The following is a 14,754-nucleotide window of genomic DNA, read 5'->3' on the forward strand; positions in this document are numbered from 1 at the left end:
AATGAGCATTCCGAGCCTGTTTCCAACGCCGCCTGAGCTAGCGCAGCAGCTTAAACGCCGAGGTAGTCCAGGATGCCTTCGGCGGCCGTTCTGCCTTCGAAGATCGCCGTCACCACCAGGTCGGAACCGCGGACCATGTCGCCGCCGGCGAAGATCTTCGGGTTGCTGGTCTGGTGCTTGAACTGCGCAGCGGCCGGGGCGATGACGCGGCCCTGGCTGTCGATTTCCACCTGGTGCTGGTCGAACCACGGCGCCGGGCTCGGGCGGAAGCCGAAGGCGATCAGCACGGCTTCGGCCGGGATGATCTCCTCGGAGCCCGGGATCGGCTCGGGGCTGCGACGACCACGCGCATCGGGCTCGCCGAGACGGGTCTCGACCACCTTCACGCCTTCCACCTTGTCCTCGCCGACGATGGCGATGGGCTGGCGGTTGAAGAGGAACTTCACGCCTTCTTCCTTGGCGTTCTTCACCTCTTTGCGCGAGCCTGGCATGTTCTCTTCGTCACGGCGGTAGGCGCAGGTCACGCCTTTCGCGCCCTGACGGATCGAGGTGCGGTTGCAGTCCATCGCGGTGTCGCCACCGCCCAGCACGACGACGCGCTTGCCCTTCATGTCGACGAAGTCTTCCGGCGACTTCTCGAAACCCAGGTTGCGGTTCACGTTGGCGATCAGGAAGTCCAGCGCGTCGTGCACGCCGGGCAGGTCCTCGCCGGGGAAGCCGCCTTTCATGTAGGTGTAGGTGCCCATGCCCATGAATACGGCATCGTACTCATCGAGCAGTTGCTCCATGGTCACGTCCTTGCCGATCTCGGTGTTCAGGCGGAACTCGATGCCCATGCCGGTGAAGACTTCGCGACGGCGCGAAAGCACCTGCTTCTCCAGCTTGAACTCGGGGATACCAAAGGTCAGCAGGCCGCCGATTTCCGGGTTCTTGTCGAACACCACCGGGGCCACGCCGTTGCGCACCAGCACGTCGGCACAGCCCAGGCCCGCCGGGCCCGCGCCAATCACGGCGACGCGCTTGCCGGTGGGCTTGACCTTGGACATGTCCGGGCGCCAGCCCATGGCGAAGGCGGTGTCGGTGATGTACTTCTCCACCGAGCCGATGGTGACCGCGCCGAAGCCGTCGTTCAGGGTGCAGGCGCCTTCGCACAGGCGATCCTGCGGGCACACCCGGCCACAGACTTCCGGCAGGGTGTTGGTCTGGTGGGACAGTTCGGCGGCGGCGAGGATGTTGCCTTCGGAGACCAGCTTCAACCAGTTGGGAATGAAGTTGTGCACCGGGCACTTCCACTCGCAGTACGGGTTGCCGCAGCCCAGGCAACGGTGGGCCTGGTCAGCCGCCTGTTGCGGCTTGAACAGGTCGTAGATTTCCACGAACTCGCGCTTGCGCTGGCGAAGAAGCTTCTTCTTCGGATCCTTGCGCCCGACTTCGATGAACTGGAAGTCATTGTTAAGACGTTCAGACATTTTCAGACCTCATCAAACTTCAGGCGCTTATTGCGGGTTGGCACGAGTGCTGGAGAGCAGGGAACCGAGGCTGGCAGCCTTCGGTTTCACCAGCCAGAACCGACGCAGGTAGTCGTCGAGGTTCTCCAGCAGATGTGCGCCCCACTCGCTCGCCGTTTCCGCCACGTACTCGACCAGCACCTTGCGCAGGTGGCTGCGCTGGGCTTCCATCGCTTCGCCGCTGATCCGCTGGATTTCCACCAGCTCATGGTTCACGCGGTCGACGAAGGTGTTGTCCAGGTCGAGGACATAGGCGAAGCCGCCGGTCATGCCGGAGCCGAAGTTGTAGCCGGTCTTGCCCAGAACGCAGATGAAACCGCCGGTCATGTATTCGCAGCAGTGGTCACCGGTGCCTTCCACGACGGCATGGGCGCCGGAGTTGCGCACGCCGAAACGCTCGCCCGCGGTACCGGCGGCGAACAGCTTGCCGCCAGTGGCGCCGTACAGGCAGGTGTTGCCGACGATGGCCGACTCCTGCGACTTGAACGGGCTGCCCTTGGGCGGGGTGACGACCAGCTTGCCGCCGGTCATGCCCTTGCCCACGTAGTCGTTGGCGTCGCCTTCCAGGTACAGGTGCAGGCCGCCGGCGTTCCACACGCCGAAGCTCTGGCCAGCAGTGCCCTTGAAGCGGAAGGTGATCGGCGCCTTGGCCATGCCCTGGTTGCCGTGGACCTTGGCGATCTCGCCGGAAATCCGCGCGCCGATGGAACGGTCGCAGTTGCAGATATCCAGTTCGTACTCGCCGCCCTTGGCGCCTTCGATGGCGCCGCGGGCCAGGTCGACCATCTTCTCGGCCAGCAGGCCCTGGTCGAACGGCGGGTTCTTCTCGACTTCGCAGAACTGCGGCTTCTCGGCCGGGATCAGGTCGCTGCCCAGCAGCGGCGTGAGGTCGAGGTTGCCCTGCTTGGGCGTCTCGCCCGGCAGGATTTCCAGCAGGTCGGTGCGGCCGATCAGCTCTTCCAGGCTGCGCACGCCGAGCTTGGCCAGCCATTCACGGGTCTCGCTGGCAATGAAGGTGAAGAAGTTCACCACCATGTCCACGGTGCCGATGAAGTGGTCCTTGCGCAGCTTGTCGTTCTGGGTGGCGACGCCGGTGGCGCAGTTGTTCAGGTGGCAGATGCGCAGGTACTTGCAGCCCAGGGCGATCATCGGCGCGGTACCGAAGCCGAAGCTCTCGGCACCGAGGATGGCCGCCTTGATGACGTCCAGGCCGGTCTTCAGGCCGCCGTCGGTCTGCACGCGAACCTTGCCGCGCAGGTCGTTGCCGCGCAGGGTCTGGTGCGCCTCGGCGAGGCCCAGCTCCCACGGGCTACCAGCGTACTTGATGGAGGTGATCGGCGAAGCACCGGTACCGCCGTCGTAGCCGGAGATGGTGATCAGGTCGGCATAGGCCTTGGCCACGCCAGCGGCGATAGTGCCTACGCCCGGTTCGGAAACCAGCTTCACCGAGACCAGCGCCTGCGGGTTGACCTGCTTGAGGTCGAAGATCAGCTGGGCGAGGTCTTCGATGGAGTAGATGTCATGGTGCGGCGGCGGCGAGATCAGGGTCACGCCGGGAACCGCGTAGCGCAGGCGGGCGATCAGGCCGTTGACCTTGCCGCCGGGCAGTTGGCCGCCCTCACCGGGCTTGGCGCCCTGGGCCACCTTGATCTGCAGGACTTCGGCGTTGACCAGGTATTCCGGGGTCACGCCAAAGCGGCCGGTGGCCACCTGCTTGATCTTCGAGCTTTTCAGCGTGCCGTAGCGCGCCGGGTCTTCACCGCCCTCACCGGAGTTGGAGCGACCGCCCAGGCGGTTCATCGCCTCGGCCAGTGCTTCGTGGGCCTCCGGCGACAGCGCGCCGAGGGAGATACCGGCAGCGTCGAAGCGCTTGAAGATGGACTCCAGCGGCTCGATCTCATCCAGGCTCAGCGGCTGCTCGACGGTCTTCACCTTGAGCAGGTCGCGCAGCATCGACACCGGCCGGCTGTCCACCAGTCCGGTGTACTCCTTGAACTTGGCGTAGTCGCCCTGCTGCACGGCGGCCTGCAGGATGTTCACCACGTCCGGGTTGTAGGCGTGGTACTCGCCGCCATAGACGAACTTCAGCAGGCCGCCCTGCTGGATCGCCTTGCGGTTGTTCCAGGCTTCGTTGGCGAGCAGCTTCTGCTCGTTCTCGATGTCGAGGAAGCGCGCACCCTGGATGCGGCTCGGGGTACCCGGGAAGCACAGGTCGGTGACTTCGTCGGACAGGCCGATGGCTTCGAACAGCTGGGCGCCACGGTAGGAGGCGATGGTGGAGATACCCATCTTCGACAGGATCTTCAGCATCCCCTTGGAGATGCCCTTGCGGTAGTACTTGAACACCTCGTAGAGGTCGCCCAGCACTTCGCCGGTACGGATCAGGTCGGCCAGCACCTCGTAGGCGAGGAACGGGTAGACCGCGGACGCGCCGAAGCCCACCAGCACCGCGAAGTGGTGCGGGTCACGGGCGGTGGCGGTTTCCACCAGGATGTTGGAGTCGCAACGCAGGCCGGTCTGCACCAGGCGATGGTGCACGGCGCCGACGGCCAGTGCCGCGTGCACCGGCAGCTTGCCGGGGGCGATGTGACGGTCGGACAAGACCAGCAGCACCTTGCCGGCACGTACGGCTTCCTCGGCCTGGTCGGCGATGTTGCGCACGGCCGCTTCGAGGCCGACGGACTCGTCGTAGTTCAGGTCGATGTGGTGCAGGTCGAAGCCCGGACGCTCCAGGTTCATCAGGGTCCGCCACTTGGCCGGGGAGATCACCGGGGTGGTCAGGATCGCCTGGTTGGCGTGGTGCGGGGACTCTTCGAAGATGTTCTGTTCAATCCCTAAGCAGGTTTCCAGGGACATCACGATCGCTTCGCGCAGCGGGTCGATCGGCGGGTTGGTGACCTGCGCGAAGACCTGGCGGAAGTAGTCGTAGGGCGAACGGATACGCTTGGACAGCACCGCCATCGGGGTGTCATCGCCCATCGAGCCGACCGCTTCCTGGCCCTGCTCGGCGAGCGGGCGCAGCACCTGGTCACGCTCCTCGAAGGTGACCTGGAACATCTTCATGTACTGCTTGAGCTGGTCGCCGTCGTAGCTGGCCACGCCCTGGTCGTCGTCCAGGGTAGCCTGGATGCGCAGAGCGCTCTGGCGCAGCCACTGCTTGTACGGGTGGCGCGACTTCAGACGGTTGTCGATGTCGTCGGTCTGCAGCAGTTGGCCGGTCTCGGTATCCACCGCGAGGATCTGGCCCGGGCCGACGCGGCCCTTGGCGATGACATCCTCGGGCTTGTAGTCCCACACGCCGATTTCCGAGGCGAGGGTGATGTAGCCGTTCTTGGTGGTAACCCAGCGCGACGGGCGCAGGCCGTTGCGGTCGAGCAGGCAGACGGCATAGCGGCCGTCGGTCAGCACGACGCCGGCAGGGCCGTCCCACGGCTCCATGTGCAGCGAGTTGAATTCGTAGAACGCGCGCAGGTCGGCGTCCATGGTCTCGACGTTCTGCCAGGCCGGCGGAATGATCATGCGCAGGCCACGGAACATGTCCATGCCGCCGGTGACCATCAGCTCGAGCATGTTGTCCATGCTGGAGGAGTCGGAACCCACGCGGTTGACCAGCGGGCCGAGCTCGTCGAGATCAGGCATCCACTCGTTGGCGAACTTGGCGCGACGGGCCTGGGCCCAGTTGCGGTTGCCGGTGATGGTGTTGATCTCGCCGTTGTGCGCCAGCAGGCGGAACGGCTGGGCCAGCGGCCATTTCGGCAGGGTGTTGGTCGAGAAGCGCTGGTGGAAGACGCAGATGGCGGTCTTCAGGCGCTCGTCGGAAAGGTCCGGATAGAAGGCGGCGAGGTCCGCCGGCATCATCAGGCCCTTATAGATGATGGTCTTGTGCGAGAAGCTGCAGATGTAGTGGTCGGCGTCCTCGGCGTTAGCCACGGAGGAGCGGCGACGGGAGCTGAACAGCTTGACCGCGAATTCCTGGTCGGACAGGCCTTCACCGCCGATGAACACCTGCTCGATCTGCGGCAGGCGCTCCAACGCCAGGCGACCCAGGACGCTGGTGTCGATCGGCACCTTGCGCCAGCCGACCAGCTTCAGGCCGGCGCGCTCGATCTCGCGATTCATGTTCGCGCGGGCGGCCTCGGCTTTCACCGGATCCTGGTTGAAGAAGACCATGCCCACGGCGTACTGGCCGGGCAGCTCGGTCGCGAAGGACTCCTTGGCCACGGCGCGCAGGAACTGGTCGGGCTTCTGGATCAGCAGCCCACAGCCGTCCCCGGTTTTCCCGTCCGCGTTGATCCCACCTCGGTGGGTCATGCAGGTCAGTGCTTCGATGGCGGTTTGCAGAAGTTCGTGGCTTGCCTCGCCCGTCATATGGGCGATCAGACCGAATCCGCAGTTATCCTTGAACGTCTCAGGATGGTACAGACCTGCTTTCATAGGGAACTCTCACCGGCAAAACTTTTATAAATTCCAGGGTCTGCTGACGTTTCGCCATCGCCCTGTTTCGCCGTGCAGGCTCGTTTCCCGCGCACCCTGAAGGCTCGGGCCGCATCTATCGTGCAGCGCCGCTTACGCCCCTGGTTCACCTGGAATGACCGTTCCGCGCGAGGTGCCACGTCTTACCCAACGTAGCGGCGGTTCCGGCCCTGGCCATGACGAAACGTCAGCAGACCCTCTTCAAGCACTTCGCCTGTCTACCCGCTCAAGCGGCGGTTTCCGATAGGCAAAGGGAGGTCATTGTACACACGGGGAAAGCGACGTCACTGAATTTTTTTGACGCACTGCTGACACCCGATGTCGCATTTTTATAAGAACGCGACAAAAGAAACAAGCCAATAAAAAAGCCGAGCCCCAGGATATGGGGCTCGGCTTTTTCAGTATTGCGACAGTGCGACCTTTCAGCGCGCCCCGGCGATGTCCTGCTGGATGCTGGAGAAGGGGCGAGCCCAGGGCTTGGAGGCCTGGATCTTCGCCGGCAGCTTCTTGATCGCGGCCTGGGCGGCATTGCGGTCAGCGAAGTTGCCGTAGGTCACCACATAGAACGGCTTGCCCTGCAGGTTCTTGCGGAAGTAGCGGTAGTCACCACCGCCCTGCTGGCTGATGAAGGCCTTGGCGCTGGCTTCGGAGCCGGTGCCCAGCACCTGCACGGAGTAGCGCGACCCGGCCTGGGACTGATACCAGCTGCTGCCACCAGCACTGCCGGCGGCTGCGGCGGGTTTGCTGGCGGCGGTCGCCGGCTTGGCACTGGCAACAGTGGTGGCAGGTTTGGGCGCTGCGGGCTTGGCAGTCTGGACTGGCTTGGCCGGTGCGGTAGCGGCCGGCTTGACCGGCTCCGGGCGCGGCGTAGCTGCCGGAGTCGGCGCGGGCTGGATAGCGGCCTGCTGCTGGGCGGGGGCCGGCGGAACCGGGTTCAGCGGTTTCGGGCCGTTGTTGGCCAGCGGCGTCACAGGCGGCGCGCTGGTGGTCACGGTCGGCGGAATGGCTGCGGACGGCATGGCGCCTTCGTCGGAATCTTCCTGGCCGCCGGCCTGGGCCATCGGCTCGCGGATCACCGGCTGGCTTTCGCCTACCAGCGGCAGCGGCAGCGGCTGGTTGGAGCCTGCGAATTCCACCGACGGGCCATTGCCCTGAGCATCGGGCTGCGGCTGAGCGTTCGGCTGCGGTGCGGCGCCATTCAGCGGCAGTTGCGACGAAGTCTGCGCAGCGGTGTTGCTCGCTGTCTCCGGCTTGGTGGTCTTGCCCTGCATGAACCAGGCAGCGATGACGCCAATCGCGACCACGCCCAGGATGGCCAGATGTTTCTTCGGCAGCTTGAAGCCGGCACCGGCCGCTTTGCGCTCGCCACTGCGATCCGCCAGCATCGCCTCGATCATCGCGTCGCGTGCGGTCTGGTTGATAGTGCCCGGCCAACCACCGGATTGTTCGTGAATGTCGGCCAGCAGGTCGACGGAGATCAGCTCGATGCCCTGCCCAGCACCTTCCAGGCGCTGCGCGAGGTATTCGCGGGTTTCTTCCTCGCTGTAGGGTTGCAGTTCGATGGCGTGGAAGCGCTCCTCGCCTTCGGACAGCACTTCCAGGCGCGACAGCAACTCGGGCTCGCCGAACAGGAAGACGTGCAGGCGCGCTTCGGAGTTGCCGGCAGCCAGCAGCAACAGGACTTCGAGGGCGTCGTCGCGCAGTTGCTCGGCGTCGTCCACCAGCAGATAAACGTCCTGCCCGGTGATTGCCAGCTGAGCAACCTTGGCCAGGATCGCCTCGATGCTGGTCTGGGTGATACCCAGGCCTTGCGCGAGCTGGCGCAGCAGTGTGGCTTCGTCGGTCACCGAGCGACCGGAAATCACCACGCTGGAGACGGCGTCCTTGTTGGTACTGGCCACCAGAGCCTGGCGCAGCAGCGTCTTGCCGCTGCCCAGCGGGCCGGTGACGGCCAGCAGCAGGTGACTGTAGCGCGCCAGGTGGTGCAGCTGGCCCAGTACGGGCTTGCGCTGCGCCGGGAAGAACTTGAAGCCTGGAACCCGCGGTGCGAACGGATCGTGGCTGAACTGGTAGTGGGCCAGGAAGGCCTCATCGGCATGCAAGCTGGACATGGGACCTCAGTGTTCTCCTGCCTGACCGACCAGTGTCTGGTAGTCAGCGCGCAGTGTTTCTTCCAGAATCTCACGGGGGAATTCGGCGGTCACGACCGCGCCCCCCAGCCCTTGGAGCAATACCAGACGCAAACGGCCATCGAGCACTTTCTTGTCGACAGCCATGTGCTCGAGAAAATGCTCGGCGTTCATTTCCTGCGGCGGGACCACCGGCAGCTTCGCCGCGGCAAGCAGGCGGATACCGCGGTCGAGTTCGGCCTTTGTCAGCCATCCCAGCCGATGCGACATCTCAAGTGCCATCACGGTTCCCGCACCCACGGCCTCGCCGTGCAACCAGACGCCATAGCCCATGTGGGTCTCGATGGCGTGGCCGAAGGTGTGGCCCAGGTTGAGCGTGGCGCGGACGCCGGTTTCCTTCTCGTCGGCGCCGACCACTCGCGCTTTGGCTGCGCAGGAGCGCTCGATGGCCTCGGTCAGCGCAGTGGGCTCCAACTCCAGGAGGTCATCCATGTGCGCTTCCAGCCAGGTGAGGAAGGGCTCGTCGCAGATGAAGCCGTACTTGACCACTTCCGCCAGGCCCGCCGACAGCTCGCGCGGCGGCAGGGTCTTCAGGGTCGCGGTATCGATGACCACGGCCTGGGGCTGGTAGAACGCCCCGACCATGTTCTTGCCCAGCGGGTGGTTGATGCCGGTCTTGCCGCCGACCGAGGAGTCCACCTGGGACAGCAGGGTGGTCGGCACCTGGATGAAGTCGACACCGCGCTGGTAGCAGGCCGCCGCGAAACCGGTCATATCGCCGATGACGCCACCGCCCAGGGCGATGAGGGTGGTCTTGCGATCATGGCGCGCGGTCAGCAGGCCATCGAAGATCAGTTGCAGGGTTTCCCACTGCTTGTAGGCCTCGCCGTCGGGGAGCACGACCGTGGTGACCTTGTAGCCGGCCAGGGTCTTCTGCAGTCGATCCAGGTACAGCGGCGCGATGGTTTCGTTGGTGACGATGGCTACCTGGCGGCCGCGAATATGCGGCTCGAAGTAGCGCGGATCGTCCAGCAGCCCTTCACCGATATAGATCGGGTAGCTACGATCGGCCAGATCGACGTTGAGTATGCGCATGAAACCCCCAGGCAAGAAAGGGGACTAGGATACCGCAGATTGCAGCGCCGTTAATGGCGCTCAAGCTCACGCAACCGCTCCAGAATCTCCAGGACGACCAGGCGTGGAGGCCGCTCGTCGGTTTCGATGATCACATCGGCGATTTCGCGATAAAGCGGGTCGCGCATCTGCATGAGATCACGGAGGATCTGGTCCGGATTGGGCTTCTGCAGCAACGGGCGATTCTTGTCGCGCGCCGTGCGGGAAATCTGCTGCTCGACCGAGGCGTGCAGGTAGATCACCTTGCCGCCGGCCTTGAGGATGAGGCGATTGGCATCGCGCATCACCGCGCCGCCACCGGTGGCAATGACCATGCCCCCTTCATCGCACAACTCGGCCAGCATCGCCTGCTCACGCTCGCGGAAGCCCGCCTCGCCCTCGACATCGAATATCCAGGGGATGTTGGCTCCGCAGCGCTGCTCGATCTCTTTATCCGAATCTTTGAAGACGAGGTGAAGCTCTTTGGCGAGAAGACGCCCGATGGTGCTTTTACCAGCCCCCATCGGGCCTACCAGAATCAAATTGGACACGACATTGATCAACGGCCGACTGCAATGGCCTGATTATTCATGATCCGCGGGGTAAGGAAAACCAGCAGCTCGTTCTTGCTGTCGGTCACGTAGTCGTTCTTGAACAGGCGGCCGATCATCGGCACGTCGCCCAGGAACGGCACCTTAGCCGTCGATTTGGTCTGGGTGTTGGAGAACACGCCACCGATCACGATGGTTTCGCCATCGTTGACCAGCACCTTCGCGTTCACTTCGTTCTTCTTGATCGGCGGTACGCCGTTCAGGGCGTTGGCGTAGTCCGGCTCGTCCTTGTTGACCTTCACTTCCATGATGATGCGGTTGTCCGGCGTGATCTGCGGGGTCACTTCCAGGGACAGCGCCGCCTCCTTGAAGGACACCGAGGTCGCGCCGCTGGAGCTGGCTTCCTGGTAAGGAATCTCCGAGCCCTTGAGGATCTTCGCCGTTTCCTTGTCAGAGGTGACAACCTTCGGCTGCGAGACCACTTCACCGTTGCCGGTTTTCTCCATGGCGTTCAACTGGAGATCCAGGATGGTGTTGTTGGTGGTGAAGCCGATGCTGATACCCGAGGTCGGCGTGACATTCGAGGTTCCCAGATCGACGAAGGTATTGCCTGTGCTGTTGGTGCCGCCCGAAACATCGAAGTTGCCGTGACCGGACAACGAACCGCTCCAGTTCACGCCCAGCTCCTTGGTGTAATCGACGTTGGCCTCGACAATCCGCGCCTCGATCATCACCTGGCGAACCGGGATGTCCAGCTGTGCGACGATGCGGCGCAGCTCGTCCAGGCGATCCTGAGTCTGGTAGGCGATGATGCTGTTGGTACGGTCGTCGACGGTGATCGAGCCGCGATTTTCGCCCTGAGCCGCGGCAGCGACACCCGGGGCAGCAGCGCCGCCAGTGACGGAGCTGAACAGCTTGGCGATATCCGCCGCCTTGGCGTAGTTCACCTGGATCAGCTCACGACGCAGGGGGGCGAGCTCGGCAATCTGCTTCTGCGCCTCCAGTTCCTGACGCTCGCGAGCGGCGATTTCATCAGCCGGCGCAACCAGCAGCACGTTGCCCACCTTGCGCTTGTCCAGGCCCTTGGTCTTGAGCACCAGGTCCAGCGCCTGATCCCACGGCACGTTCTGCAGGCGCAGGGTGATGTTGCCCTGCACGGTGTCCGAGGCCACCAGGTTCAGGTCGGTGAAGTCGGCGATCAGTTGCAGCACCGAGCGCACATCGATGTCCTGGAAGTTCAGCGAGAGCTTTTCACCGGTGTAGGCGAAGGCGTCCTTCTTGCGCTTCTCGGCATCGTCCTGGGTCAGCGGCTTGATGCTGACGGTCATGCGATTGTCGGTCTGGTAGACGAGGTAGTCGTACAGCCCGGTCGGCTCGATGGTGATGCTGGCCTTGTCGCCGACAGCGGAAGCGTTGACGAGCTGTACCGGCGTGGCAAAGTCTTTCACATCCAGGCGGACGCGCAGGTTGTCCGGCAGCTGAGTGCGCGGGAAGTCCAGACGAATCTTGCCACCCTGCTCCTGAATGTCGGGGCTGACGGTCGGATCGGACAGATCGATCACGACATTGCCTTCGCCCTGTTCGCCACGCTGGAAATCGATGTTGCGGATCGCCTTGCCTGCCGGAATGTAAGGCTTGGGCTGGGCGGGCTTGGCGGCGGCCGCAGTTGGCGCAGCAGAAGCATAGGAACTCGACGGCGCAGCGCCAGCACCCACCACAACGTAAAGATTCGAACCTTCCGCACGAGTGGAGTAAGGCACCAGGGTAGCCAGGTTGACGATGAGGCGCGTACGGTCCTTGGCCTCGACCACGGTCAGGCTGCGGGCGTTGCCCACGCCCAGCTCGCGGTTCTTGCTGCCCAGCTTGTTCTGCACGCCCGGCAGATCCAGTGCGATACGCGCGGGCTGCTCGATGGTATAGCCACGCGGTGCAGCCACCGGCTCGTCGAAGCCGAGCTTGAGCTCCACGCGGTCGCCCGGCAGGGCCGCCACGTCGACACTCTGCAGGTTTGCAGCCAGCAGGGTCGGTGCGAATACGGCCGCGAGCACGGAAATGCCCAGGCGGGAAAGCGTTTTATTCATCGTCTGAATCCGTCGTGCAGACTGCTGTTTGTTATCCATGTTCATCCCCGCCCTTAGGAGCGTTCCTTGAGAGTCAGGCTGCGCGGACGTTCCAGCCAGCCACCCTCACCATCAGGAACGATTTCAATCACGTCGATCTTGGCTTCGCTGATCGCAACGATCTTGCCGTCGTTGCGCCCAAGATAGTCACCCACCCGGACCCGGTGCACCCCTCCTGCACCTTTGACGAGCGCAAACACCTGACTGTCCTTGCCCAGCGTACCGACCATTTCAAAGGTCTCGATATTGAAGCCTTCGAGGAACTGCTTGACCCGGGTCTCGTCAGGCTTGATGACCTTGTTGCCCTTCTGCTTGACGGCCAGATCAATCTTCACCGGCGGCTGGAAAGGGCTGCGCAAGGACGCCGCACTGTACGTGAAGGCCTCGTAAGCCTGGAACTTCGGCAGCGGCTCGATGGCACCTTTCGGGCGAGCGCGCACTTCGTCCATGAAACTCTGCAAGTCGGCAAAGTCGCTTCCCGAACCACAGCCGTTAAGGGTCAGGAGCAGGAAACTGCAAATGATCAGGCGCCCCCTCATTTCTTCTTCGCTCCTGCAGCCGGGACAGTAGCCTTCACGCCCTTGTCGTTGTACCGGTAGGTCTTCGCCAGAATACTCATACGCAGCTTCGAGGTGCTGTCCGCACTCGCCGGCTTGATGTCGAAATCATGCAGCGTCACGATCCGCGGCAGGCTGGCCACACCGCTGACGAAGGTGGCCAGGTCGTGATAGCCACCCACGACGCTGATCTGGATCGGCAGCTCGATATAGAACTGCTGGGTAACTTCCGGCAGCAGCTTGATCTCTTCGAACTCCAGGCCACTACCCAGACCGGTGCGAGTGATGTCTTCCAGCAGCCCCGGCACTTCGGTATCGCTCGGCAGTTGACGCAGCAAGGCACCGAAGGACTCTTCCATCTCCTTCATCTGCACCTTGTAGGCGTCCAGGTTTGCCGCCTGAAAGGCCTTGGTCGAGAACTGCTGCTTGAGGGTCTGCTCTTCCTCGCGATTGCGATCCAGCTGATCCTGCAGATCCTTCAGGTGGAAGTTGTACCCGAGCGCCAGCACCACAGCCATCACCAGCACGCAGGCAATGAACTTGACCGCTGCCGGCCAGGAGCCGAGGTTGTTCAGGTCAAGATCGTTGAAATCGATCTTGCGCAAGCTCTCCAGAGAACTGGCCAGACTCATTTCTTGGCTCCTTGCGCGGCGCTGGTCTTGTTCTGTTCCTCGCCGCCGGGCTGCGTCTGCTGCACGGTCAGCTGGAAGACGTTCGCCTGATCCAGTGCGCCCTGGGTGACGGCCTTCACCTCGGTGAGGTTCGGCGATGTCAGCCACTCCGACGCATCCAGGTTGCGCATCAGGTTGGAGACGCGATTGTTGGATTCGGCCGCCCCCGCAATGAAAATCGACTTCCCGGACATCTTCAGCTCAGTGAAGAACACGCCATCGGGCAAGGTACGAACCAGTTGATCAAAGACCCGGCCGATGATCGGACGGTTGCCCTGCAGGTCCTGGATGATCTTCATCCTTTCCAGCAACTGCTGGCGACGGGTCTTCAGCTCGCTGATCTCCTTGATCCGGGCATCCAGCACGGCGATTTCCTTGCGCAGGAAGTCGTTACGCGCGCTCTGGTTCTCGATGGCCGAATTGAAGTACTGGTCGCCCAAGAAAATCAGAGCCCCGGAAGCCAGCAGCACAGCACCGAGGATCACCAGGAAGCGTTGCTTGCGCTCCTCGCGCAGTTGCTCTCGCCAGGGCAATAAGTTGATGCGTGCCATCAGTCGAAACTCCTCATCGCCAGACCGCAGGCAATCATCAGCGCGGGCGCATCGCTGGCCAGCGCACCGGCGTTGACCTTGCCGCTCAACACCATGTCGGCGAACGGGTTGGCCACCAGGGTCGGAGTACCGATCTTCTGCTGGATCAGGCGATCCAGGTCAGGGATGGACGCTGTGCCACCCGCCAGCAGGATGTAATCCACATCGTTGAACTGGCCGGCGGCGAAGAAGAACTGCAATGAACGGGATACCTGCTGAACGACGGCATCCTTGAACGGTTGCAGCACTTCGCTGTCGTAGTCATCCGGAAGACCACCCTGCTTCTTGGCAAGGCCCGCTTCCTCGACCGACAGGCCATAGCGACGCTGGATTTCCTCGGTCAACTGGCGCCCACCGAAGAGCTGTTCGCGCGTATAGATAGTGCGACCGTGGTGCAGGACGCTCAGCGTGGTCATGGTGGCGCCGATATCCACCACCGCAACTGTGAGCTCGTCGGCATTGCCGCCCAACTGGTCTCCCAGCAGACTGAATGCTCGCTCCAGCGCATAGGCTTCAACGTCGACGACCTTGGCCGTCAGACCCGCGAGCGCCAGCGCAGCTTCGCGCACCTCGACGTTTTCCTTGCGGCAAGCGGCAAGAAGAACATCGACGCGCTCTGCGTTGCGCGCGGACGTGCCTTGCACCTCGAAGTCGATCGCGACCTCTTCGAGGGGATAGGGGATGTACTGGTCGGCCTCGATCTTGAGCTGGTTCTCCAACTCGTCGTCCGAGAGTCCGCCGTCCATCTCGATGGTTTTGGTGATGACCGCCGAGCCGGCAACCGCGACCGCAGACGTTTTCACAGCGGTCCGCGCTTTGGCGACCACACGTGACAACGCCTGGCCGACACCCTCCAGCTCAGCGATGTTCTTTTCTACCACTGCATTGGGCGGGAGCGGCTCGACAGCGTAGGCCTCTACCTTGTAGCGGCCTCCAGAGCGGCTCAATTCGAGAAGTTTGACCGAAGTCGAACTGATGTCTATCCCCAGCAGCGTGTTCGCTTTCTTATTGAAGAGCCCTAGCACGACTGATTTCCTATCAG

General features: G+C 63.2%; 10 protein-coding genes. All 10 read right to left on the minus strand.

Going from position 1 to position 14,754, the window contains the following annotated elements; all coding sequences use genetic code 11:
- Nucleotides 1–50: 50 nt before the first annotated feature.
- The 10 genes from RS899_RS24095 to RS899_RS24140 all read right to left on the minus strand — a co-directional run bounded on the left by RS899_RS24095 (nucleotide 51) and on the right by RS899_RS24140 (nucleotide 14,737).
- Nucleotides 51–1,469: an FAD-dependent oxidoreductase gene (locus RS899_RS24095; RefSeq protein WP_054910032.1), complete on the minus strand. Its 1,419-nt coding sequence runs from the start codon at nucleotides 1,467–1,469 to the stop codon at nucleotides 51–53.
- A gap of 27 nt (nucleotides 1,470–1,496) precedes the next feature.
- On the minus strand, nucleotides 1,497–5,942 hold the full coding sequence (gene gltB / locus RS899_RS24100; protein ID WP_315808247.1) for a glutamate synthase large subunit: 4,446 nt from the start codon (nucleotides 5,940–5,942) through the stop codon (nucleotides 1,497–1,499).
- Between the two features lie 461 nt (nucleotides 5,943–6,403).
- Nucleotides 6,404–8,092, minus strand: a complete 1,689-nt coding sequence (locus RS899_RS24105; protein WP_233297419.1) for an AAA family ATPase — start codon at nucleotides 8,090–8,092, stop codon at nucleotides 6,404–6,406.
- Between the two features lie 6 nt (nucleotides 8,093–8,098).
- The gene (aroB, locus tag RS899_RS24110) at nucleotides 8,099–9,205 is read right to left on the minus strand and encodes a 3-dehydroquinate synthase (RefSeq protein WP_315808248.1); all 1,107 of its coding nucleotides are present in this window, start codon (nucleotides 9,203–9,205) and stop codon (nucleotides 8,099–8,101) included.
- Nucleotides 9,206–9,255: 50 nt separating this feature from the next.
- Nucleotides 9,256–9,747: a shikimate kinase AroK gene (gene aroK / locus RS899_RS24115; protein ID WP_052239087.1), complete on the minus strand. Its 492-nt coding sequence runs from the start codon at nucleotides 9,745–9,747 to the stop codon at nucleotides 9,256–9,258.
- Nucleotides 9,748–9,782: 35 nt separating this feature from the next.
- Nucleotides 9,783–11,855 (minus strand): type IV pilus secretin PilQ, encoded by a 2,073-nt coding sequence (pilQ, locus tag RS899_RS24120; protein WP_233297421.1) that lies wholly within the window; start codon nucleotides 11,853–11,855, stop codon nucleotides 9,783–9,785.
- A gap of 53 nt (nucleotides 11,856–11,908) precedes the next feature.
- Complete coding sequence (pilP, locus tag RS899_RS24125) at nucleotides 11,909–12,433, minus strand: type 4a pilus biogenesis lipoprotein PilP (RefSeq protein ID WP_024764145.1); 525 nt, start codon at nucleotides 12,431–12,433, stop codon at nucleotides 11,909–11,911.
- Entirely contained in the window at nucleotides 12,430–13,083 is a 654-nt protein-coding gene (gene pilO / locus RS899_RS24130; protein ID WP_233297423.1) for a type 4a pilus biogenesis protein PilO, read from the minus strand. Before pilO ends, pilP begins: the two co-directional genes overlap by 4 nt.
- A complete protein-coding gene (gene pilN, locus RS899_RS24135) occupies nucleotides 13,080–13,673 on the minus strand; it encodes a type 4a pilus biogenesis protein PilN (protein ID WP_315808249.1) in 594 nt (197 codons plus the stop codon). Before pilN ends, pilO begins: the two co-directional genes overlap by 4 nt.
- On the minus strand, nucleotides 13,673–14,737 hold the full coding sequence (locus RS899_RS24140) for a pilus assembly protein PilM (protein WP_024764148.1): 1,065 nt from the start codon (nucleotides 14,735–14,737) through the stop codon (nucleotides 13,673–13,675). The genes pilN and RS899_RS24140 overlap by 1 nt, the downstream gene beginning before the upstream one ends.
- Between the last annotated feature and the right edge of the window lie 17 nt (nucleotides 14,738–14,754).

It is taken from the genome of Pseudomonas sp. C9-3 (genome assembly GCF_032392015.1).
Lineage (GTDB): Bacteria > Pseudomonadota > Gammaproteobacteria > Pseudomonadales > Pseudomonadaceae > Pseudomonas > Pseudomonas nitroreducens.

Excerpts from the sequence above, each read along its gene's own strand:
- RS899_RS24095 (WP_054910032.1), bottom strand. The coding sequence starts at position 1,469 with ATGTCTGAACGTCTTAACAATGACTTCCAGTTCATCGAAGTCGGGCGC.
- gltB (WP_315808247.1), bottom strand. The coding sequence starts at position 5,942 with ATGAAAGCAGGTCTGTACCATCCTGAGACGTTCAAGGATAACTGCGGA.
- RS899_RS24105 (WP_233297419.1), bottom strand. The coding sequence starts at position 8,092 with ATGTCCAGCTTGCATGCCGATGAGGCCTTCCTGGCCCACTACCAGTTC.
- aroB (WP_315808248.1), bottom strand. The coding sequence starts at position 9,205 with ATGCGCATACTCAACGTCGATCTGGCCGATCGTAGCTACCCGATCTAT.
- aroK (WP_052239087.1), bottom strand. The coding sequence starts at position 9,747 with ATGGGGGCTGGTAAAAGCACCATCGGGCGTCTTCTCGCCAAAGAGCTT.
- pilQ (WP_233297421.1), bottom strand. The coding sequence starts at position 11,855 with ATGAATAAAACGCTTTCCCGCCTGGGCATTTCCGTGCTCGCGGCCGTA.
- pilP (WP_024764145.1), bottom strand. The coding sequence starts at position 12,433 with ATGAGGGGGCGCCTGATCATTTGCAGTTTCCTGCTCCTGACCCTTAAC.
- pilO (WP_233297423.1), bottom strand. The coding sequence starts at position 13,083 with ATGAGTCTGGCCAGTTCTCTGGAGAGCTTGCGCAAGATCGATTTCAAC.
- pilN (WP_315808249.1), bottom strand. The coding sequence starts at position 13,673 with ATGGCACGCATCAACTTATTGCCCTGGCGAGAGCAACTGCGCGAGGAG.